This is a genomic window from Gammaproteobacteria bacterium, from assembly GCA_029880545.1.
Lineage (GTDB): Bacteria > Pseudomonadota > Gammaproteobacteria > Acidiferrobacterales > SZUA-150 > JAOUOD01.
Genome location: JAOUOD010000004.1, coordinates 136,966 through 156,999 on the forward strand (window position 1 = coordinate 136,966; position 20,034 = coordinate 156,999).

21 protein-coding genes are annotated in these 20,034 nt (G+C 54.7%); 12 read left to right on the plus strand and 9 right to left on the minus strand.

Annotated elements, in window-relative coordinates:
* The first annotated feature begins 68 nt into the window (after window positions 1-68).
* Window positions 69-1,040 (plus strand): complex I NDUFA9 subunit family protein, encoded by a 972-nt coding sequence (locus OEZ10_05990; protein ID MDH5632532.1) that lies wholly within the window; start codon window positions 69-71, stop codon window positions 1,038-1,040.
* Here OEZ10_05990 and OEZ10_05995 read toward each other — a convergent pair.
* Window positions 1,037-2,080 carry an aminopeptidase gene (locus OEZ10_05995; protein MDH5632533.1) on the minus strand — a complete coding sequence of 348 codons (1,044 nt, stop codon included), beginning with the start codon at window positions 2,078-2,080 and terminating at the stop codon, window positions 1,037-1,039. The two genes, OEZ10_05990 and OEZ10_05995, sit on opposite strands and share 4 nt — an antisense overlap.
* 53 nt (window positions 2,081-2,133) lie before the next feature.
* Between OEZ10_05995 and OEZ10_06000 the strand changes: the two genes are divergently transcribed.
* Entirely contained in the window at window positions 2,134-3,366 is a 1,233-nt protein-coding gene (locus tag OEZ10_06000) for a multifunctional CCA addition/repair protein (protein MDH5632534.1), read from the plus strand.
* 20 nt (window positions 3,367-3,386) lie between these two features.
* Window positions 3,387-4,697, plus strand: coding sequence for a 30S ribosomal protein S12 methylthiotransferase RimO (gene rimO, locus OEZ10_06005; GenBank protein ID MDH5632535.1), 1,311 nt, complete (start codon window positions 3,387-3,389; stop codon window positions 4,695-4,697).
* Window positions 4,698-4,759: 62 nt separating this feature from the next.
* Here rimO and OEZ10_06010 read toward each other — a convergent pair whose 3' ends face one another.
* Window positions 4,760-5,212 (minus strand): CZB domain-containing protein, encoded by a 453-nt coding sequence (locus OEZ10_06010; GenBank protein ID MDH5632536.1) that lies wholly within the window; start codon window positions 5,210-5,212, stop codon window positions 4,760-4,762.
* Between the two features lie 261 nt (window positions 5,213-5,473).
* Here OEZ10_06010 and OEZ10_06015 point away from each other — a divergent pair, with 261 nt between their 5' ends.
* Together OEZ10_06015 and OEZ10_06020 are read left to right on the plus strand one after the other, a co-directional pair.
* The gene (locus tag OEZ10_06015; GenBank protein MDH5632537.1) at window positions 5,474-6,499 is read left to right on the plus strand and encodes a S49 family peptidase; all 1,026 of its coding nucleotides are present in this window, start codon (window positions 5,474-5,476) and stop codon (window positions 6,497-6,499) included.
* Between the two features lie 396 nt (window positions 6,500-6,895).
* Entirely contained in the window at window positions 6,896-7,816 is a 921-nt protein-coding gene (locus OEZ10_06020; GenBank protein MDH5632538.1) for a HAMP domain-containing histidine kinase, read from the plus strand.
* Window positions 7,817-7,859: 43 nt separating this feature from the next.
* Here the strand turns inward: OEZ10_06020 and OEZ10_06025 are convergent, their stop codons facing one another.
* Together OEZ10_06025 and OEZ10_06030 are read right to left on the minus strand one after the other, a co-directional pair.
* The gene (locus tag OEZ10_06025; protein MDH5632539.1) at window positions 7,860-8,348 is read right to left on the minus strand and encodes a peptidylprolyl isomerase; all 489 of its coding nucleotides are present in this window, start codon (window positions 8,346-8,348) and stop codon (window positions 7,860-7,862) included.
* 191 nt (window positions 8,349-8,539) lie between these two features.
* Window positions 8,540-9,706 carry an SAM-dependent methyltransferase gene (locus OEZ10_06030; protein ID MDH5632540.1) on the minus strand — a complete coding sequence of 389 codons (1,167 nt, stop codon included), beginning with the start codon at window positions 9,704-9,706 and terminating at the stop codon, window positions 8,540-8,542.
* Between the two features lie 87 nt (window positions 9,707-9,793).
* Between OEZ10_06030 and OEZ10_06035 the strand changes: the two genes are divergently transcribed.
* Window positions 9,794-10,543 (plus strand): pteridine reductase, encoded by a 750-nt coding sequence (locus OEZ10_06035; GenBank protein ID MDH5632541.1) that lies wholly within the window; start codon window positions 9,794-9,796, stop codon window positions 10,541-10,543.
* Between the two features lie 6 nt (window positions 10,544-10,549).
* On the opposite strand, the gene folK is transcribed toward OEZ10_06035, so the two are convergent.
* Window positions 10,550-11,026 (minus strand): 2-amino-4-hydroxy-6-hydroxymethyldihydropteridine diphosphokinase, encoded by a 477-nt coding sequence (folK, locus tag OEZ10_06040; GenBank protein MDH5632542.1) that lies wholly within the window; start codon window positions 11,024-11,026, stop codon window positions 10,550-10,552.
* 4 nt (window positions 11,027-11,030) lie between these two features.
* On the minus strand, window positions 11,031-11,381 hold the full coding sequence (gene folB, locus OEZ10_06045) for a dihydroneopterin aldolase (protein ID MDH5632543.1): 351 nt from the start codon (window positions 11,379-11,381) through the stop codon (window positions 11,031-11,033).
* 133 nt (window positions 11,382-11,514) lie between these two features.
* Here folB and plsY point away from each other — a divergent pair, with 133 nt between their 5' ends.
* Window positions 11,515-12,111 (plus strand): glycerol-3-phosphate 1-O-acyltransferase PlsY, encoded by a 597-nt coding sequence (gene plsY, locus OEZ10_06050; protein ID MDH5632544.1) that lies wholly within the window; start codon window positions 11,515-11,517, stop codon window positions 12,109-12,111.
* A 49-nt stretch (window positions 12,112-12,160) separates the two neighbouring features.
* Here the strand turns inward: plsY and tsaD are convergent, their stop codons facing one another.
* Entirely contained in the window at window positions 12,161-13,180 is a 1,020-nt protein-coding gene (gene tsaD / locus OEZ10_06055) for a tRNA (adenosine(37)-N6)-threonylcarbamoyltransferase complex transferase subunit TsaD (protein ID MDH5632545.1), read from the minus strand.
* Between the two features lie 127 nt (window positions 13,181-13,307).
* Here tsaD and OEZ10_06060 point away from each other — a divergent pair, with 127 nt between their 5' ends.
* Window positions 13,308-13,847, plus strand: coding sequence for a GNAT family N-acetyltransferase (locus tag OEZ10_06060; GenBank protein ID MDH5632546.1), 540 nt, complete (start codon window positions 13,308-13,310; stop codon window positions 13,845-13,847).
* 22 nt (window positions 13,848-13,869) lie between these two features.
* Here OEZ10_06060 and OEZ10_06065 read toward each other — a convergent pair whose 3' ends face one another.
* Window positions 13,870-14,796, minus strand: a complete 927-nt coding sequence (locus OEZ10_06065) for an amidohydrolase (GenBank protein ID MDH5632547.1) — start codon at window positions 14,794-14,796, stop codon at window positions 13,870-13,872.
* 112 nt (window positions 14,797-14,908) lie between these two features.
* The gene (locus OEZ10_06070) at window positions 14,909-15,202 is read right to left on the minus strand and encodes an AF1514 family protein (protein ID MDH5632548.1); all 294 of its coding nucleotides are present in this window, start codon (window positions 15,200-15,202) and stop codon (window positions 14,909-14,911) included.
* Window positions 15,203-15,373: 171 nt separating this feature from the next.
* On the opposite strand from OEZ10_06070, the gene rpsU reads away from it, so the two are divergent.
* From rpsU to rpoD, 4 genes are all read left to right on the plus strand, one after another.
* Window positions 15,374-15,592 carry a 30S ribosomal protein S21 gene (gene rpsU, locus OEZ10_06075; GenBank protein ID MDH5632549.1) on the plus strand — a complete coding sequence of 73 codons (219 nt, stop codon included), beginning with the start codon at window positions 15,374-15,376 and terminating at the stop codon, window positions 15,590-15,592.
* Between the two features lie 79 nt (window positions 15,593-15,671).
* Complete coding sequence (locus OEZ10_06080; GenBank protein MDH5632550.1) at window positions 15,672-16,124, plus strand: GatB/YqeY domain-containing protein; 453 nt, start codon at window positions 15,672-15,674, stop codon at window positions 16,122-16,124.
* 77 nt (window positions 16,125-16,201) lie between these two features.
* The gene (dnaG, locus tag OEZ10_06085) at window positions 16,202-18,040 is read left to right on the plus strand and encodes a DNA primase (GenBank protein ID MDH5632551.1); all 1,839 of its coding nucleotides are present in this window, start codon (window positions 16,202-16,204) and stop codon (window positions 18,038-18,040) included.
* 95 nt (window positions 18,041-18,135) lie between these two features.
* Window positions 18,136-19,983, plus strand: coding sequence for an RNA polymerase sigma factor RpoD (rpoD, locus tag OEZ10_06090; GenBank protein MDH5632552.1), 1,848 nt, complete (start codon window positions 18,136-18,138; stop codon window positions 19,981-19,983).
* Window positions 19,984-20,034: the final 51 nt, after the last annotated feature.

Here is a 20,034-nt window from a genome sequence, read left to right on the forward strand (position 1 = left end):
TGTCGGACGGAAGAGGATAGCCAATAACAAGAATCAGTTTCAGAACTGGATTTCGGGAGGAGCAAGTGATGCGACAGCATCGGGTGTGCATAGTCGGGGGTACAGGATTTGTCGGCCATGCCATCGCTGCAAAATTGGCGGCGGCCGGGCACCAGGTAAGGATACTCAGTCGCCAGCCCCAGCGACACAAGGACCTGCTGGTGTTGCCCACAGCACACCTGCGCGCATGCAATCCTTATGATGTCAACTCACTGGTTTTCAGTCTGAAGGGGTATGACGTCGTGATCAACCTGGTCGGCATACTGAACGAGCCGGGCAGGAGCGGTAAGGGGTATGAGCTAAGCCATGTTCGGTTGACCGAGGCGGTCGTGGCTGCCTGCCAACGGGTTGGGGTGAGCCGGTATTTGCACATGTCGGCCTTGCATGCTGACGAGGCGGCACCCAGTCACTATTTGCGATCCAAGGCTCGCGCGGAAAAGATTGCGCTTGCCGCCCATTCACGCTCCTTGCGCGTCACCGTGTTCCGGCCCTCCGTAATCTTTGGTCCCCAAGACAGCTTTATCAATCGTTTTGCATCATTGCTGAAAATGTCACCGGCACTGTTCCCGCTCGCCGGTGCCTGGGCAAAATTCCAGCCTGTATACGTGGGCGATGTAGCGCAGGCATTTGTGAACGCGATGGACAATCCCTCTGCTTATGGCAAGGCGTTTGAGTTGTGCGGACCCCGCGCGTACAGTCTCGAGCAATTACTGCGTTATATTGCTGATGAGCTGGGTTATCGAACCCGCATTATTCCCCTGGGAAGACTGTTATCACGCATGCAGGCAGAATTATTTGAATGGATGCCGCCACCATTCAACCGGTACAAGCCATTCTCTGTCGACAATTACCGCTCGTTGACAGTTGACAGTGTCTGCAACAGCGGTTTTCCTGAAGTGCTGGGGATCAAGCCTGTATCACTGGAGGCGATGGCGCCAACGTGGCTGGGCAAGACGGTGTGTGACCTGTATTCGTGTTACCGTGTAGAGGCCGGGCGCTAGTTCTGCATTAATCGTTGGCGTCGTGTGTTGGCATCCAGCTGTGCAAGTTTTTCAGCTTCCATGAAGAATGTCGCCAGGTCGTTGTCGTGTTGTTTCAATAATGCCTGGAATCCCGGTACGTAGTCATGGTAGGTGCCAACCGTTACCAGTCGTGCATTGTTCAGTTCGGACTTGAACCAGTTGTCATAGCGATTGTCGTTGTTCCATGTCTTCTTCAGTGATTCATAGTTCCGGTGCATCTCTGAAAATATCAGCGTTTTCTGGTACAGCTTGATATCTGTTTTCAGTTCACCGCTGTACAGCATGTCGAGCTGGCTACGGGTTCTCTGGAGCAGCGCAATAAACTCCGCGTGTCGTTGTTTCAGTATTTCGTATTGCCGGAATTCTGTGGCCGACGCCTGGTGCCTGGCCAGCCATCGGCGCACACCTTCAAGCTCCACGGCAGTGGCAAATGATTCGTTAAAGGTCGCATCGTCCTTGATGTAGAGCTTCTGGTGCGCAAGTTCGTGGAACAGAAGTCCCGCCAGTTGTGGTTCCGGTTGCCGGAGTATGGTGTTCAGTACCGGGTCGTCAAACCATCCCAGCGTTGAGTAGGCGGTGATGCCGCCAACATATACATCATAACCCTGCTGTTTCAGTGTGTCGGCGTAGGCCTGGGCTTCATCCCTGCTGAAGTAACCCCGGTAAGGCACGCAACCGGCCACCGGGAAGCACCAGGTTTTAGGCTGTACGGATAACTGTGGCGCGGCGAACACGTTCCAGACTACATAGGGCCTGCCAAGGTCGGCGTAACTGGTGTAACTGCCATTGTCAGGCAACAGCAAAACATCACTGGCAAAACGCCGGATGCCGAGCACCTTTTTCAGCTTGTCGCGCGTTGCCTCGTCGATCTCGTTATTGTCGAGCAATTCCTGTATGTCCTGTCGCTTCCACAACAGGCTCAGCTGGCCACTGATAGACTGGCCGTAATATTGCACGGTGTTGCAGGCGGTTAGTACCTGGGCAAGCAAAATCACGATCAAAAGGCGTTGAACATTCATGGTTGTATCATATCAGGCTTGGCGAAAACTCGTGCGCGCTTTAGGATGCGGTCATGGAAATCTATCTTGTTGGAGGCGCGGTACGTGACCGCTTGCTCGGCTTGCCGGTCAAGGACCGGGACTATGTCGTGGTCGGTGTCACCCCGGAGCAGATGGAGGCGAAAGGCTTCAGGCCTGTCGGTGCGGATTTCCCGGTATTCCTGCATCCTGAAACCCACGAGGAATACGCGCTGGCGCGAACCGAGCGCAAGTCGGGACGTGGCTACAAGGGTTTCCAGGTGTTTGCCGATCCGGGCGTTACCCTGGAACAGGACCTGCATCGGCGCGACCTGACCATAAACGCCATGGCTGAGGACGCATCGGGCAAGATCATTGATCCGTTCAATGGCCAGGACGATGTGCAAAACGGTTTTCTGCGCCATGTATCTCCGGCGTTTGTCGAGGACCCGGTGCGAGTCTTGCGGGTGGCGCGGTTTGCAGCGCGTTTCAAAAAGTATGGCTTTCGCGTGGCGCACGGTACCCATGCGCTGATGAAAAACATGGTCGCCAACGGCGAGGTGGATCATCTTGTGCCGGAACGTGTATGGTCCGAAACCGAGCGGGCGCTGGCCGAAGACAACCCGGAAGAATTCTTTCGGGTCTTGCGTGCATGCGGTGCGCTGGAGAAACTGTTCCCGGAAATTGACGCGCTTTACGGGGTGCCGCAACCTGAGGCACATCATCCGGAAGTGGATACCGGCGTGCACTGCATGATGGTATTGCAACAGGCGGCAAGGCTGACACCGGATGCACGGACGCGGTTTGCCGCGTTGGTGCATGACCTTGGCAAGGCAACAACGCCCGAATCCGAATGGCCAAGACATATTGCCCATGAAGCGCGCGGTGCCGGCCTGGTGGAAGCCATGGCACAGCGCCTGCGTATTCCAAACAGCTGGCGCGAGCTGGCCGTGAAAGTGGCCAGGCATCACGGGGTTTGTCATCGTGCCGCGGAGCTGAAACCGTCAACACTGCTCAGGATCCTGGAGCAACTGGATGCCCTGCGACAGCCCGGGGAGCTGGACGCGTTTCTGCTCGCGTGCGAAGCGGATGCCCGAGGTCGTGCCGGTTTCGAGCAGGCGAAATACCCGCAAGCGGAACTGTTTCGCCAGGCATGCGCGGCGGCAACATCTGTCAATACTTCAGTGATTGCTGCAGAACAGAAAGCATTGGGCAAGTCAGGCGAACAGATAGGTGAAGCGATTCGTCAAGAGCGCAGTCGCGCTATCGAACAGGCAATCAAGCGTTGAGTTGCAGAAGGTAGAGATATATGGCCAGTGGTCGAATTGGATTTGTCAGTCTTGGTTGCCCAAAGGCGCTTGTTGACAGTGAGCGTATCATTACCCAGCTGCGTGCCGAGGGTTACGAGATTGCCCCGCAATATGAAGGTGCTGACCTGGTCGTGGTCAATACCTGTGGCTTTATTGAGGACGCGGTAACGGAATCGCTTGATGCTATCGGCGAAGCCATGGCTGAAAATGGCAAGGTTATCGTAACCGGTTGTCTTGGTGCGCGCGCAGATGATGTGCGCAAGGCGTACCCGGGTGTGCTGGCAGTAACCGGTCCCCACGCAACCGAGGCAGTCATGAAAGCGGTACACGAACACTTGCCGGCGGAACATGATCCGTTCATGGACCTGGTACCGCCGCAAGGCATCAAGCTGACACCGCGTCATTATGCCTATCTCAAAATTTCCGAAGGCTGCAACCATCGTTGCAGCTTTTGCATCATCCCGTCATTTCGTGGTGACCTGGTCAGCAGGCCGGTGGGCGATGTATTGCAGGAAGCCGAGAACCTGGTCAAGGCCGGGGTCCGGGAGTTGTTGGTGATTTCCCAGGACACTTCCGCTTACGGCGTAGATACGAAGTACCAGACCGGTTTCTGGAACGGCAAGCCGGTGAAAACCCGGATTACCGAGCTGGCACGCGAGCTCGGTCAGCTCGGCGTATGGAACCGCCTGCACTATGTTTACCCTTATCCGCACGTGGATGAACTGATCCCGTTGATGGAGCAGGGACTGATACTGCCTTATCTTGACGTGCCGTTTCAGCATGCCAGCACCCGAATTCTCAAGGCGATGAAGCGCCCCGGGGATGTGGACAAGGTGTTGCAGCGTATCCATAACTGGCGTTCAGTTATTCCGGAACTGGTGATTCGCAGTACCTTTATTGTCGGCTTTCCCGGCGAAACCGAAGACGACTTCGATCGGTTACTGGAATTTATTGCCGAGGCGGAGCTCGACCGGGTGGGCGCGTTCGCCTATTCGCCCGTGGAAGGCGCCGCTGCCAATGCCTTGCCAAACCAGGTTGCGGAAGAGGTGAAAGCAGAGAGGCTGGCGCGATTCATGGAGTTGCAGGAGCAGGTCTCTGCCGAACGTCTGCAGCTGCGAATCGGCGACGAGGTTCAGGTGATTGTAGACAGCGTTGGGGACGGGCATGTCTATGCCCGTTCCTATGCCGAGGCCCCGGACGTGGATGGTTACGTGGTGATCCCGGATGATGCAACGCTTAATCCCGGCGATGTCTGTGATGTGAGAATTACCGGTGCCGGTATGCACGATCTTGCAGGCGAGCGACTTTAACCGGCCAACCTCAGCGTGGTTAGCCGGTTATGTCTTGTTGCTTGTGCCGGGCGATAACGATCCTAGACCAGCTTGAGCTTTGCCACTGACTCATCCATCTGGATATCGTTCACCAGGCGATCAATCAGGTCGACCATGGTGTGGGATATCTGGTTGAGTTCGGCATATTTCTGTTTCGCTATCTGCAGCTCAGCCGGCGATATGCTGGCGGACTTGCCGATGAGCTTGCTGAACAGGCTTTGCGTCTGCTCCCTGAAAATCAAGGCGTAGATTTGCGCATATTTCTGGTGCAGCTCTTCGTGTACACGACCGATATCGTGGAAGATGTTGTTATTGCGCAATATCTGCCCGTCGGAGAAATACCACTTGCCAAACACGCAGGCTGTCTCGTTGACCGGTACCATTTCCTTTTGCACCGATGCGCCCTCGATTAACAGCAGAGCCCGGCCCACCCATTCCCGATGGGCTCTCTTGGCATCCAGTATTTGCCATTTCAAATCATTATTATTTTCCATTGCCCTTGTCCTCTTGTTTTTTTTGTCAATACGTTCCAGTGGGCGGTATGCAGATGTTGGCGCAATTGTTCTATGCAGGAATTATGGCAACCATGATCTGCGTCAAGTCTTGACTTTATTCAGACTATTGTCTTGTCGTCATCCCCGTCCTGATTGTGCCAATAAATGAAAAAGTAACGTGATATCAACTGGTTGCGGATAGTGTATTTAACTGCCAGAATTCGACCGGTCAATTATTTTAGGATATGGAGGAAGACTGACATGGAAAATGAGAAAACAGAAAATGACAACCAGGTGCCTGGTCCTGTCGAGCCCGCACAGGTATTTGCCACGGTGATGACGCAAATGCTGGAAGATCGAGAAAAGGAGCGGGCAATCAAGCAGAAGGAGGCGCGCTGGAAAAATGTGCGTTTTTTTGCCGGTGCCGCCATCGTTATTCTTACCATCGGCCTGTACGTGGGCGTCGGCTGGTACGTAGGCGGCATGGGCGGCCGTTCAGTGGATGGAGATTATGTCAGCCTGGTGCGCATCAATGGCGTGATCTCTTCGGACAGCGAGGCGTCGGCCGGTAAAATCAATCGCAGCCTGGAAAAAGCATTCAAGGATGAAGACGCCAAGGGAGTTGTCCTGCTCATTAACTCACCAGGCGGTGCGCCGGTTCAGAGCAGCCTTATCCATGATCGCTTATTGCAGTTGCGTAACAAGTACCCGGATCGAAAGGTTATCGCTATTGGCGAAGACCTGATGGCCAGTGGTGCGTATTTCATCGCGGCAGGGGCTCCTGAAATATACGCCAATCGTTCAACCATTGCCGGTAGCATTGGTGTTATCCGGGCGGGTTTTGGTTTCCAGAAGCTGTTACAGCAATACGGAATTGAGCGACGCGTTTTTACTGCCGGTGAAAACAAGATTCGTGCCGATGCATTTCAACCGATACAAAGTGAAGATCGCAAGAAGCTCAATACCGTGCTTGACCAGATACATCAACACTTTATTGATGCGGTCACCACTTCGCGTGGCGATCGCCTCAAGGGTAATCGGAACAAGCTGTTTTCCGGAGACGTGTGGCTGGGCGATGAAGCTGTACAGCTCGGGTTGATTGATGGTCTCGGTGATCTGCATAGCATTATTGAAAAGAAGTTTGATGTTTCAGAGTTCAAGGATTATACGCCGAAGAAGGGCATCAAGGGACTGTTGAAAGGCATGGCTGTCTCGGTCTTGCATTCCATTGGCATAATGGATTCCTCCGGTGATGTCTGGATGTTGTACGATAACGGACAGACTTGATGCTGGCCGTGTTCAAATGATTTCAAGAGGCTTGCCCGTAACCGGGGCAAGCCTGGCTTCATGAAGCCTCGTGAATTGCGCCGCGAAATCATGATTATGTTTGCCACTTGCATTATCTATCCATCACCGGGATGGCCTGGTTCCCGGGCGAAAACATGTGCTTCCGCTTCGGTCTGAACCGGGATTCCATTTGCACCAGATGTTGATTCTGGCAAGGATGCCTGCTGTCCAAAAACTCAACATGGATGATGGGTAGTCACTGTTTTTCAGTAATACCTGTATATCCTTACAATACATCCGCAAACCGGTTCGATTGCATGTTTCACCCCGGGTCAAATGTCCTATAATGTTAACGAGCCAGTATAATCAACAGCAGTATTTCAGATTAGCGGTTACATGAACCCGTTTTCCCTAAATGACAAAAAAGAAAAGGGAATCTTCTTTCAAAAGTTCTTTTTGACGCTGGCAGGGTTTGCCATTGTTGCCACAATCCAGATCGTGGTCATCATGGAGCAATTTGAGCCCCGGTTCGTATTGTTGCCGTTATTGGTGAGTTCGTTGGTAGGATACCTGTTCGGGCATAATGCCGTACTGCGTCATCGCCTGGTTCTTAGCAGCCAGGCAAAATCCGATTTTCTTTCCAGGATGAGTCATGAGTTTCGAACACCATTAACGTCCATTATCGGATTCTCGCAATACTTGCGTCACAACGGTGATCTGGATTCGGAGACGATCGATCAAGCTGCAAGAATTCACAAGGCCGGACAGCATTTGCTTGGCCTGGTTGAAGACCTGCTGCAACTGGCGCAGCTGGAAGCTGGAAAAATCCGGCTTGACTTCGAATCTGCGTGCCTGGCCGAGCAAGTCAGGGATGCCGTGCAAATGATTGAGCCGGTAGCAAAGAAGCGTGGAATCACCGTCGACAACCGGGTGGATGAGCATCCGGATCTACTGGTCAGGGTGGACACTGTACGCTTTCGTCAGATATTAATGAACTTGTTATCCAACGCGGTAAAATACAACCGTGACAACGGTTGTATTGTCCTGTCGTTGGAGCAAACCTCTCAAGCGATGATCAGGATTAATATTATTGACACCGGACACGGCATCGAACCGGAATATATTCCACTGTTGTTCGATTATTTCTATCGACTGGAAAGTGACATGAAAACTGTTGAAGGCACGGGCATTGGCCTGGCCATATCGAGGCAGCTTGTGGAAATCATGCATGGAGAAATAGGCGTGATCAGTGAGCCCGGACGCGGTAGCACATTCTGGCTTGAATTTCCGGTCATGCACAGCGATGCGACCAAATAAAAAAGGCCGGGTGAATTCGGCCTTTTTTCAATCATGCTTCTGTTTAGTGATGGTGTCCGCCCGGTCCATGAACATGACCGTGATCGAGTTCCTCGGCACTGGCTTCACGTACTTCAAGAATCTCGATATCAAACGTGAGCTTCTCACCAGCCAGTTCATTATTACCGTCCACGGTAATCATTTCCTCGCTGACTGCGGTAACCGTAACAAGTGTCGGGCCGTGGCTGGAATCAGCCTGGAAGCGCATGCCTACCTCGATCTGCTGATCAAAGCCCTGGAACATGCTGCGCGGAACTTCCTGGATAAGCGCTTCATCGCGAGCGCCGTAGCCTTCTTCCGGCTCGACATCCACACGCAGGCTGTCGCCGGCGGATTTGCCTTCGAGTGCCTTTTCCAGGCCCGGGATAATATTGCCGTGGCCATGCAGATAGGCCAACGGGTCAGAATTCTTGGAGCTCTCAAGTTGTTCGCCGGTCTCGTTGAACAAGGTGTAGTGCATGGTGACAACGGCGTTTTTGGTGATTGAAGTCATAGAAGGTCCTAACAGTGACTAAAGGTGGTAACAGGAATAGTGGCCTGTATCGCGTGTAGTGCAGTCGGCATATGCAGTGTGCAGAGCATCGCTTTGGTGATGTGCCGGACTGAACGGGTGAAAATGTGGCGCAAGTATACGCCAACTGGAGCAATTTTGATATGAACAGCTCGCCGGTTGCCGCGCCGGGCTCAGAGTCGATCGCGCCGGTCCTGCACCATGAACCCGCGTAATAGAGTATTGATGTGCTTGCCCAGACCGATAACTTTGAAGAGTTCGCCCATCTCCGAGGGCTGGGTCAGCTTGCTGATCTGTGCTGCCATGGACAGGCGTGTCCTGTCATCGGCCAGGTCCAGGTCGGCAGCCAGTTGTTCCAGGCCGCAGCCGATCAGGAATGCAGCCTGGCTGGTGTAACCGGCTACGTCCAGGCCGTTATCCACGGCCGCCTGGGCAACGGCGGTAAAATCAACGTGCGCAGTAATATCCTGAAGCCCGGTCAGAACCAGCGGGTTGTCGTGGGAGTGATGTTTGTAATGACACATCAATGTGCCTTCGCGTCGATCAGCGTGGTAGTACTCGTGTTCGGGAAAGCCGTAGTCGATCAGCAGCACAAGCCCCTGGTCAATGATGTCAGCAAGACTGGCGATCCAGGCTTCGGCATTGAAATTGATTTCCGAAATGTAAGGAGCGGAAAGTCCGAGTCGGTTAACACGCCCGGTCAATACGTCGTTCGCCGGTTGCCGTTGCCAGCACAGCTCGCCATTTTCGGTTGCGACACCAAGCTGTTCGATACCATTGCCCGATAACAGGAAACGTTCAACCGGCATGGCATCCAGCAACTCGTTGGCGATAATAATTCCCCTGAAGCGTGTCGGTAAGGTATCGAGCCAAAGTACCCGGTCGGCAAGCTGCGGCAAGGTACTGCCAAGCAGTTGTTGTTGTCGTTGTCGCAGGTCGGCACTGACTTCGAGAATATAATAGTGTGCGGGCAGCTGGCCCAGTTGCTCCAGCCGGGCGAGCATATCGCAGGCCAGTTTGCCGCTGCCGGCACCGATCTCAAGAATGTCAGCATTATCGACATCCCCTATGATATCGGCGCATTGTTGTGCCAGGCAGTAACCAAACAGTGACGAGATTTCCGGGGCGGTGATGAAGTCACCGGCTTCACCAAACTTGTTTTTGCCGGCCGTGTAGTAGCCAAGGCCGGGTGCATACAGTGCCAGATGCATGAACTCGGCAAAGCTGATGGAACCGCCATTGCGGTTTATGCGATTAATAATATGGTCTTTTACCTGGTCGCCGAATTGTTGTTCTGTTGCATCGGCAGTCGGCAGTCCGGCGGGTATTGTCTGGTTCATGGTTCCACGGCAAATACGGTTTCAAGCCGTATCATAATAGGGTATTGTCCCTGATTCGAGCATTGTTCGGTACGGAGAAAGGGGTTTATGACGGAAATATCGCTGGCGGGCAAGGTAGCGCTGATATCCGGTGGTGCGCGCCGTATTGGTGCCGAGGTATCGCGACGACTGCACGCCGAAGGCATGAACCTGGTTATTCATTACCATTCCTCCGAGAAAGACGCGCACGAACTGCAGCGGGAGTTGCTGGAAAAACGGGCCGATTCCGTGATGCTGGTCCAGGGCGATATCCTTAACGTGGCCAAGCTGCGTAACCTGGTCCAGGAAACCGTCAGCGAATTCAAGCGTATCGACGTGCTGTTGAATAATGCATCGACGTTTTACCCGACACCTATTGATGAGGCCGATGAAAAACAGTGGGATGACCTGCTGGGCACCAACCTGAAGGCACCGTTTTTCCTGGCACAGGCAGCGGCTCCGCATTTGCGCAAGAGTCGTGGTTGTATTATCAATATGGCCGATATTCATGGTGATCGACCATTGAAACATCACCCCATATACAGTATTGCCAAGGCCGGCACGATGATGCTGACCAAGTCCCTGGCCCGTGAGCTGGGTCCGGAAATCCGCGTGAACGGCATCGCCCCGGGGGCGATCATGTGGCCGGAGAACGACATGGACGAGATGGCCAAGCAGCGCATAATTTCGCGCACCCCGTTAAAGGCCAGCGGAAACCCGGATGACATTGCCCGAACTGTACTGTTCCTGGTGAAGGATGCGCCGTTTGTAACGGGACACGTGATCCCCGTCTGCGGTGGGCGATCGGTAATGCTATAAACCCGGTTAAATTTGTACAGCCTTCAGTTCCTGCCCGTTCAGATCAAAGTCCTCCCATAACTCGCACATACTCTTTTGACTAACCGGGTGCAACAGCTCCGGGGAAATGTCGCACAGCGGCTTCAGAACAAACGCATACCGTGCGATTTCATCACGTGGTATGCGCAACGAATCTATCACTTCATTGCCATAGAGCAACATGTCCAGGTCCAGGGTGCGTGAAGCAAACTGCTTGTCGGACTTCAGGCGACCGGATTCGCGCTCAATACTGTTCAGCCGGTCATGGATCTGTTCAGCCGATTGCCCGGAATCAAAGGCAACAACCATGTTAAGAAAATCAGGGCCCTTGAAGCCTATGGCATTGGTGCGGTAGACAGGCGATTCGATCAGGTCACCAAAAAACTGTCGCAAGCTGCTGACAGCAAAGCGGACCTGTTTTTCCGGTTCAACATTGCTGCCGATACTGACATAGACACGTGGCATCGCGTTACTGCTTGCGCTCGATTACCACGCCGACGTCACGGGCATCGCGTAGCGCGCCTTTTTTGTTTAATGTAAGGCGCACCGAACGGGCGCCGAACTCAGTGAGAACGGTTTGAGCAATCGTTTCGGCAAGTTTTTCCACCAGGCCGAAGGGTTGTGCGGATGCGACTTCCTGCAATCGTTTCGAAAGAGCCTTGTAGTCCAGCGTGTCCTTGATATCATCACTTGCAGCTGCCTTGCTGATATCGGTGCCGATTTCCAGGTCAACGCGTACAGTCTGGGTCGTGGCGCGCTCCCAGTCCCAGATACCGATGACGCACTCGATTTTCAGCTCCTTTATGAAGATAATGTCCACGTTTTCGGCTTCCCGTGTTGGTGTGGCAGCACTATACCGAAATCGGGAAAAACTGTCCCGCGAGGACTGCATGAAAAACGTGACAAGATCAATAACCTGTTCTGGAACCGGATAAACTGACGCAGACACCGCTATGACCTATTTATATATCTTGCCTGTTATTGCCTACCTGCTGGGCTCGTTATCATCAGCGATTATTATTGCCAGGTTGACCGGCATTAAGGATCCGCGCGAGGTTGGGTCGGGCAATCCCGGCGCCACCAATATCCTGCGTTACGGTGGCAAGAAACTGGCCGCCATTACCTTGCTGGGTGACGTGCTCAAGGGCGTGATCCCGGTGGTGCTTGCAAGGCTTATTACTGCTGACCCGCTCATCCTGTCGCTGGTTGCCGGCAGTGCATTCCTGGGTCACTTGTTCCCGGTATTTTTTGGTTTCAAGGGTGGCAAGGGCGTGGCCACCGCACTGGGTGTATTTCTTGGCCTGAACCCGTTATTGGCCGCGTCACTGATGGGCACTTGGCTGGCGATGGCCGTGGTATTCCGGTATTCATCGTTGTCCGCACTGGTGGCGGCAGTGATGGCGCCGGTATATAGCTGGTGGCTGTTGCCGGGCAACGCCTACCTGGCCATGAGCGCCATGGTTGCGGTGTTGCTGGTGTATCGCCATAAGGGCAATATCCAGCGCCTGCTAAAAGGTGAAGAAGACAGGATAGGCAGCAAGAAGAAATAGTTTCCGCCTTGCGTTGAAGCGCTGTCGACGCCGGCAATAGCCGACAAACCTATTTCACGGGACGAAGTTCCTCAATGCGCCAGCGTGGAAAGACGTTGAATTCCGTGCCTTGCCGTTCACCGGCGAGCAACCGCGCGGCACCGGCATAGGCGATCATGGCGCCGTTATCGGTTGAGAATTCGAGTGGCGGGAAAAATACACGCCAGCCGTGTTTATCGGCCATGGCATTGAACGTGTCACGCAGTCGCCGGTTGGCTGATACGCCACCGGCAACCACCAGTTCGCGTTGACCGGCTTCCTTCATGGCGCGTTCGCACTTGATGCGCAAGGTATCGATGGCAGCCTGCTCGAATGCCAGGGCAATGTCCGCGACCAGCTGGTCATTCAAATCAAATTTTTCTGCCTCGGTAGCCACCGCGGTTTTTAATCCACTAAAACTGAAATCAAGGCCAGGTCGATCAGTCATGGGTCGGGGAAAACGGAACCGGCCGTCGATACCGTTTTGGGCTACCCGCGAAATGGCCGGGCCACCGGGATAGCCCAGGCCCAGCAGCTTCGCGGTTTTGTCAAAGGCCTCGCCGACAGCATCATCAATGGATTCGCCAAGAATCCGGTATTCGCCAATGGCCTGTACGTCAGCGATCAAGGTGTGGCCACCGGAAACCAGCAAGGCCAGGAACGGAAACGTTGGTGTGTTTTCGGTATCCAGCATTGGCGACAGCAAGTGGCCTTCCATGTGGTGAACCGCAACGGCGGGAATGCCCCAGCCCCAGGCCAGGCTGCGACCCACCGAGGCGCCTACCAGCAATGCACCGGCCAGGCCCGGCCCGGCGGTATAGGCAACGGCATCCAGGTTTGCACCGTCTACGCCGGCTTCATCCAGCACCGCGCGTACCAGTGGCATCAACTTGCGAATGTGGTCGCGTGACGCCAGCTCCGGAACAACACCGCCATACTCGGCGTGGGTCTTGATTTGTGAATACAGTTTATGTGCCAGCAAGCCCTTGTCAGTGTCAAAGACAGCAACGCCGGTATCATCGCAGGATGTTTCAAGCCCGAGAATTTTCATGGCCGTTATTGTGCGGCAAGTCGACGTTTGCGCCAACCGTTGTTGAGGTTTTTGCCGTTGTTGCGACCAGTCAGTCAATTTGTTACCAATTACTGAATCATCAAATCACAAAAAAGGATCGGTTCAGGTGATTATCAGGAAGGCCAGGCTCGAAGACGCTGATGCGCTTGCTGAAATTCATGTGCGCGCATGGCAGTCTGCCTATCGTGGCATGATGTCGGATGCGTTTCTGGATGGTTTGAGCGTCACCGATCGTGCAGCCGGTTGGCGCACGTGGCTGGTTTCTGAAGACGTTCAGCGTGTGCTGGTGGTCGAGCCTGGTCAACTGGCGGAGCCTGGCCTCGCCGGTTTTTGCGTTTTTGGCAAAAGCCGTGATGCTGATCTGGCCAACAGCAATGCGGCCGAGCTGTATGCCATCAATGTTCACCCGCAGTACTGGCGCCACGGGTATGGCAGCAGCTTGTGTAACGAGGTGATTAACCAGGTTGTATCGGCGGCCTGGTCAGCCTTGAGCCTGTGGGTGATCCGGGACAATCATCGGGCGCGTGAGTTTTATCAGGCCATGGGGTTTGTTGCCGATGGCATCGAGCGTATTGACTCGGGATTGATCGGCGAATCCCTGCATGAATTGCGTTATGTGCGGACGATTACTGATGCCCGGGTTTGAAGCGTCACTGGCATCAAATTGACTATGGAGTGGTGCGTGGCTTTACCCGGAAGAACGCCATGGCATTGTCTATCCGGAGTTTCCGGCGCAAGGATTTCGGCAAGCTCTTGAGCCAGCGTCGGTGAAAGTTGAGATACTCCCTGACGTGCTGCCAGCCGGTGTCCGGTTCTTCCATGGCGGATTCTTTTTCCACCGGCCAGAACGGGTCAGAACCTATCATGAACCGATCCGGGTAGCGTTGAACCAGTTCCGCCCAGCTTGGCAGCAGGGCGCCGGATTCATCAACAATGGCAGACTGGGTATAGCGCATGTGATCGCGCGCGGAAAATTCGGTCCAGGTATTCGGGCAGGCTTCAAACAAGTTACCGATTTGCCGGGCACTGAGCAGGCCGCCGGCATGGGCGATGAGGAAGCGGGCCGCGGGATATTGCCGGCATAGCGGGATGAAATAGCGTTCGCTGGATGTCTCGATATGGATCAGGAGCGGTACGTCGTAGCGGATTCCGAGCCGGATCAGCCCATGGAGGATGTCGTTTTTCAGGTTCGGACCGAGCCCGGCAACCAGGTGAATTTCACCAATGCCTTTGTACTGGCCGGATGCCAGTGCCCGGCGCGTCCGTGGCAGGACGGTATCATCGGCAAACCAGCGATGCCGTTGATGCGGGCTGAAATAAGGCCTGAACAGCGGGATGACCCGGTCGCCACCGGCTTGCTGCAGGGTCAGCGCCAACTCGGGCGGTGTGGACGAGACCACGGCCAGCTGGACATTTTGCCGGTCGAGAATTGCCATGGCTTCATCGGCAGTGGTTACGCCTTCCTGGTTACCATTGTAATGCAGGTGTACGTCGGCAATTGCCGGCGGCAATGACGGTTGCTTTGCTTTCGGGGTGCTGCCACAGCCGGCGAGCACGACTATGAATGTGAAGTAAAACAATCTGAACGTCGGCATGACGGAGTGATAATTTTCCTTGGCACGTGAATAAGGCCGGGTTTTGCCGGCATGTTACCGGGTTGATGCTGCCGGCAGTGCTGTTTTATTGGCATCTCGTACCGGGTGCTAATTAATCATCGATGGGCAGGTAAAAAAACACGAAACGCCCGTCTTCGATATCGATTTTCAGGGTGGCGCCGTGGTGTAGGCCGTAATCCACGTATCCGGGTGTGGCGCTGTCCAGGTGGCACTCGCTGCTGTGTTGCGGGGATTCAAAATCCCGATCCCGGTCGTACCAGGATAGCAGCATATAGTCACCCAGCCGCTTGTCGGCCTCGGAATTCGCCAGCGCCATGGCTTCTTGGTAATCGACCGGAGATGGCTCGGGCTTCAGTGAAACGGTTGTAAGTGAGTGGTTGCTCATTTACCAGGCTCCTGATTCAAAAGCGCTAGTTTACCCGGATTTAGACTATACAAAGCGGAGTTGAGCGTTTAAAATCGCGCGTTCTCTGGGGTGGCACAGGCCTGCATGCCTGGCTGCCTGGACAGGATTTATACCGTATTTTGAAATTTTCGTAAGGAAAATCAAAAGCTTATGCCAGCTATTCGAGTCAAAGATAACGAACCATTTGAAGTCGCCCTGCGTCGTTTTCGCCGTTCCTGTGAAAAGGCCGGCCTGTTCACCGAAATGCGTCGCCGCGAATTTTATGAAAAGCCGACCTCTGTGCGTAAGCGCAAGGCCGCCGCTGCCCGCAAGCGTGAACTGAAAAAAATGTCACGCATGTTCCAGTTCCGCCAGCAGCGTCAATTCTAATCTCTGATTCATTCCGGTTTTGGTCGACCCCGGTGGTCGACCCATGTCAGTCCAGGCCATAGAATCAGGGGAGCGGGGCGTGAGTCTCAAGTCACAGATCACCGAAGATATGAAAGCCGCCATGCGTGCCAAGGATCAGGACCGCCTGGGGGCAATTCGTATGCTTCAGGCTGCCATCCAGCGGCGCGAGGTGGATGAGCGCACCGAGCTTGACGATGACCAGGTGGTGGCAGTCATCGAAAAAATGATCAAGCAGGGTCGTGATGCCATCAGGCAGTACGAAGATGGTGGTCGACCCGAACTGGCAGAAAAAGAGCAAAATGAAATCGCTATCTGGGAGAAGTATCTTCCCGAGCAGTTGAGCGAAGCCGAGGTGGCGGCGTTGATTGCCGAGGCAATCAAAGAATCCGGCGCCGATGGTGTGAAAGATATGGGCAAGGTAATGGGTGTACTGAAACCCCGGTTGGCCGGCAAGGCTGACATGGGCAAGGTCAGTGGCCAGGTCAAGACAGCCTTGTCCGGCGGTCAGTAGTTTCGACCGACTTTGGGTGTTCAGCCGGGATTATCGGGCTGGGTGAACTGGGGAGGTTCGGTACCGGAAAGCAGCGCATGGCGGGGCGAATCCCGGAGAAGTTTATCGATGAACTATTGACCCGAATCGACATCGTCGAGGTCATCGATCGTCGTGTCCCGCTGAAAAAGGCCGGCAAGGATTTCAAGGCCTGCTGCCCGTTCCATAACGAAAAAACCCCCTCGTTTACAGTCAGTCAACCCAAGCAGTTTTTTCACTGTTTTGGTTGCGGCGCCCATGGTAGTGCTATTGGTTTCCTGATGGATTATGAGCGCCTCGGTTTTCCCGAGGCGGTTGAGTACCTGGCGCAAGAAGCCGGCATCGAGGTGCCGCGGGAACTGGCCACCCAGCCGGGGAACCAGGCGCGACGCCAGGACGAGTTAGCGCCGCTGTACGCGTTGATGGCCGAGGCCGACAAGTTTTACCAGCGCCAGCTGCGCGAGCATCCCGCTGCCCAGTTTGCCGTCGATTATCTCAAGGGTCGCGGCCTGACCGGCGCCATCGCCAAGCGGTTTTCGCTGGGGTTTGCACCGGAAAGTTGGGACGGTGTTTTGAGCGCGCTGGCGACCGACGATGCGCGCAAGGTCAACCTGGAAAAAGTGGGCCTGCTTGTCCGGAAAGAAGAGACTGATCGCTATTACGATCGTTTTCGTGGTCGGGTGATGTTCCCGATCCATGATCAGCGTGGCCGGGTGATCGGATTTGGTGGCCGGGTGATCGGCAAGGGTGAGCCCAAGTACCTGAATTCACCGGAAACGCCGCTGTTCCATAAAGGCCGGGAAATGTACGGCCTGTACCTGGCGCGGGAAGGCATACGCCGCCGCGACCAGGTGTTGGTAGTGGAAGGGTATATGGATGTCGTGGCGCTGGCGCAATACGGCATCGACTACGCGGTGGCTACATTGGGTACAGCCACGACTCGCGACCACCTGGACCGCATATTTCGTTATGCCGCCCACGTGGTGTTTTGCTTTGATGGCGACCGTGCCGGCCGCGATGCGGCGTGGCGGGCGCTGGAACAGGCGTTGCCTCTACTTCAGGAGGGTCGACAGGTCAGCTTCCTGTTCCTGCCGGAGGGCGAAGATCCGGATAGCCTGGTGCGCAAGGAAGGTCGCGAAGCGTTCGAGTCGCGCCTTGATGAACAGGCGGTGGCGGCACCGGAGTATTTGTTTAAGGAGCTGTTGGCGCAAACCGATACAAGCCGAATAGACGGTCGTGCCCGTTTAATTGAGCTGGCACGACCCCATATACAGCAGGTTTCCGTTGGCTTGCTGCGGGACATGATGGTGGATCGGCTGGCGGAACTGAGTGGCGTCGCCCTCGATCGGGTGCGCGAAGCCGTCGGAACGGCGGTCAAGGTGCCGATGGCCGAGACCAAAAGCCAGGCGCCAACCGAAAAGTCGGCAATCTTGCCGAATCGGGGCAGGGCCGGGCTGGCACCCAAGTCGCTGGAACGAAAGGCGGTGTTGGCCTTGTTGCAGTTTCCGGGTGCGGCCAGCCGGGCAGGTGATACCGGTTTCTTGGCAGATTTGCCGACTTCGGGTGCAGCCATGCTGGTCAAGCTGTTGGATGTGGCGCGCCAGATTGGCGCTGATGCCAGTACCGCGCAGTTACTGGAGCGGTTTCGGGACGACGGCCTGTACCGGGCGCTGGTGAAACTGGCGTCCGAGGAATGGGAAGGTGCAACCGACCTGGCGGCGGAATTGTCTGGCGCCCTCGGGAGTCTTAAGGACAAGGTACACCGGGAAAAGGTTCGATCAGTGGCGGCTTCGACGTCGACGGCAGAAGACTGGAAAGAACGGGTTCGGGAAGCGCGGGATGCGCTGAAGACGCGTGCCGACGTCGACGATGGAAAACCGGAAAATTCAGCCGATTAACCGGCCTGAATAGGTGAAAATTGAATTTGATGACCTATACTTCGGGTCATCCGGGACGTTGAACAGATTCGTTTATTTAGTGGGTGCTTAATATAGTGTCAGACCTCAGCAGTATTAACCAGGAAGATCAGCGACTCCAGCTGAAAAAGCTCATTATTCGAGGCAAGGAACAGGGATTTCTCACCTATCGTGAGATCAATGATCATTTGCCCGAAGACGTGCACGATACCGACCAGATCGAAGCCGTGGTCAATATGATCAACGGCATGGGTATTGATGTCTATGATCAGGCGCCGGATCCGGACACGATTCTGATGAAAACCGAGGCCACCAGTGATGACGAGGGTGAGGCTGCGGAAGAAGCCGAGCAGGCGGTGGCCACGGCCGTGGAGAGTGAGTTCGGTCGTACTACTGACCCGGTGCGCATGTACATGCGTGAAATGGGCACCGTAGAGTTATTGACCCGCGAAGGCGAAATTCGCCTGGCCAAGCGTATTGAGGAAGGCAACCGTCAAAGCGTGCGCGCCATTGCTGCCTGCCCCGCTGCCATCAAGCAGGTGGTGGATTTGATGGACAAGATTGAAGCTGAGGAGGCACGGTTGACTGACCTGGTGGTCGATTTTGTCGATCCCAATGCAGATGACGATCCGGTGCCGCCTGCCGCGCAACAAGCCGCTGCCAAGGAAGAAAACGACGATGACGACGATGACAGTAGCAGCAGCGATGTCGATACGGGCCCGGATTTCGAGGAGGCCAAGGAGCGTTTCGAGCGCGTTCGCAAGCATTACAAGGCCATGCTCAAGCAACTGGACAAGAAAGGTTACGGCAGCAAGGAAGTCATCAAGGCCCAGGACAAGCTGGCGGATGAGCTGATGCAGATCAAGTTTGTTGCACGGCAGATTCAGAACCTGGTTGATGACGTACGCGGCATGATGGAAGAAGTGCGTGATTACGAGAAATTCATCATGGACGTTTTTGTCAAAAAAGCACGGATGCCACGCAAGGTGTTTATCAAGGAATTCCCCGGTAATGAAACGGATAACCGCTGGCTCAAGAAAATGCTCAAGGGCGGGGAATGCAATACTGGCGTGATCGAGTCCTATTTTGACGAGCTGTGCATGATCCAGAACAAGCTGATCAACATGGAACAGCGTACCGGTCTGCCAATTAATGGTCTCAAGGAAGTGAATCGAAAGATGTCCATCGGCGAAGCCAAGGCCCGTCGTGCCAAGAAGGAAATGGTTGAGGCCAACCTGCGCCTGGTAATCTCCATCGCCAAGAAGTATACCAACCGCGGATTGCAGTTCCTGGACCTGATCCAGGAAGGCAATATCGGCCTGATGAAGGCGGTGGACAAGTTCGAATACCGTCGTGGCTACAAGTTCTCGACTTATGCGACCTGGTGGATTCGCCAGGCGATTACTCGTTCCATTGCCGACCAGGCGCGCACCATTCGTATTCCTGTGCACATGATCGAAACCATCAACAAGCTCAACCGCATTTCGCGGCAAATGTTGCAGGAGATGGGTCGTGAAGCCACGCCGGAGGAGCTGGCCGAGCGCATGGATATGCCCGAAGACAAGATTCGCAAGGTGTTGAAGATTGCCAAGGAGCCTATTTCCATGGAAACGCCCATTGGCGATGATGAAGACTCCCATCTTGGTGATTTTGTCGAGGACGTAAACGTTGTCGCACCTCCTGATGCAGCGACTATCGCCGGGCTCAAGGGTGCTACCGAGGAAATCCTGTCGACCCTGACGGCGCGTGAATCCAAAGTATTGCGTATGCGTTTTGGTATCGATATGAACACCGACCACACGCTCGAGGAAGTAGGCAAACAATTTGATGTGACGCGTGAGCGTATTCGTCAGATTGAAGCCAAGGCGTTGCGCAAATTGCGCCATCCGACCCGCTCGGATCGCCTGAAAAGCTTCCTTGACTAGACGCTATGTCGGGGATCGAGGCACCAAAGAACGGGCTGAAAGGCCCGTTTT

What these genes read in the sequence shown, in the direction of transcription:
- tsaD (MDH5632545.1), bottom strand. Translation starts at nt 13,180, where the DNA reads ATGAAAATTCTCGGGCTTGAAACATCCTGCGATGATACCGGCGTTGCT.
- OEZ10_06035 (MDH5632541.1), top strand. Translation starts at nt 9,794, where the DNA reads ATGACGGAAATATCGCTGGCGGGCAAGGTAGCGCTGATATCCGGTGGT.
- rimO (MDH5632535.1), top strand. Translation starts at nt 3,387, where the DNA reads ATGGCCAGTGGTCGAATTGGATTTGTCAGTCTTGGTTGCCCAAAGGCG.
- OEZ10_06010 (MDH5632536.1), bottom strand. Translation starts at nt 5,212, where the DNA reads ATGGAAAATAATAATGATTTGAAATGGCAAATACTGGATGCCAAGAGA.
- plsY (MDH5632544.1), top strand. Translation starts at nt 11,515, where the DNA reads ATGACCTATTTATATATCTTGCCTGTTATTGCCTACCTGCTGGGCTCG.
- OEZ10_06015 (MDH5632537.1), top strand. Translation starts at nt 5,474, where the DNA reads ATGGAAAATGAGAAAACAGAAAATGACAACCAGGTGCCTGGTCCTGTC.
- OEZ10_05995 (MDH5632533.1), bottom strand. Translation starts at nt 2,080, where the DNA reads ATGAATGTTCAACGCCTTTTGATCGTGATTTTGCTTGCCCAGGTACTA.
- rpsU (MDH5632549.1), top strand. Translation starts at nt 15,374, where the DNA reads ATGCCAGCTATTCGAGTCAAAGATAACGAACCATTTGAAGTCGCCCTG.
- OEZ10_06070 (MDH5632548.1), bottom strand. Translation starts at nt 15,202, where the DNA reads ATGAGCAACCACTCACTTACAACCGTTTCACTGAAGCCCGAGCCATCT.
- OEZ10_06065 (MDH5632547.1), bottom strand. Translation starts at nt 14,796, where the DNA reads ATGCCGACGTTCAGATTGTTTTACTTCACATTCATAGTCGTGCTCGCC.
- folK (MDH5632542.1), bottom strand. Translation starts at nt 11,026, where the DNA reads ATGCCACGTGTCTATGTCAGTATCGGCAGCAATGTTGAACCGGAAAAA.
- OEZ10_06020 (MDH5632538.1), top strand. Translation starts at nt 6,896, where the DNA reads ATGAACCCGTTTTCCCTAAATGACAAAAAAGAAAAGGGAATCTTCTTT.
- OEZ10_06030 (MDH5632540.1), bottom strand. Translation starts at nt 9,706, where the DNA reads ATGAACCAGACAATACCCGCCGGACTGCCGACTGCCGATGCAACAGAA.
- OEZ10_06000 (MDH5632534.1), top strand. Translation starts at nt 2,134, where the DNA reads ATGGAAATCTATCTTGTTGGAGGCGCGGTACGTGACCGCTTGCTCGGC.
- OEZ10_05990 (MDH5632532.1), top strand. Translation starts at nt 69, where the DNA reads ATGCGACAGCATCGGGTGTGCATAGTCGGGGGTACAGGATTTGTCGGC.
- dnaG (MDH5632551.1), top strand. Translation starts at nt 16,202, where the DNA reads ATGGCGGGGCGAATCCCGGAGAAGTTTATCGATGAACTATTGACCCGA.
- OEZ10_06025 (MDH5632539.1), bottom strand. Translation starts at nt 8,348, where the DNA reads ATGACTTCAATCACCAAAAACGCCGTTGTCACCATGCACTACACCTTG.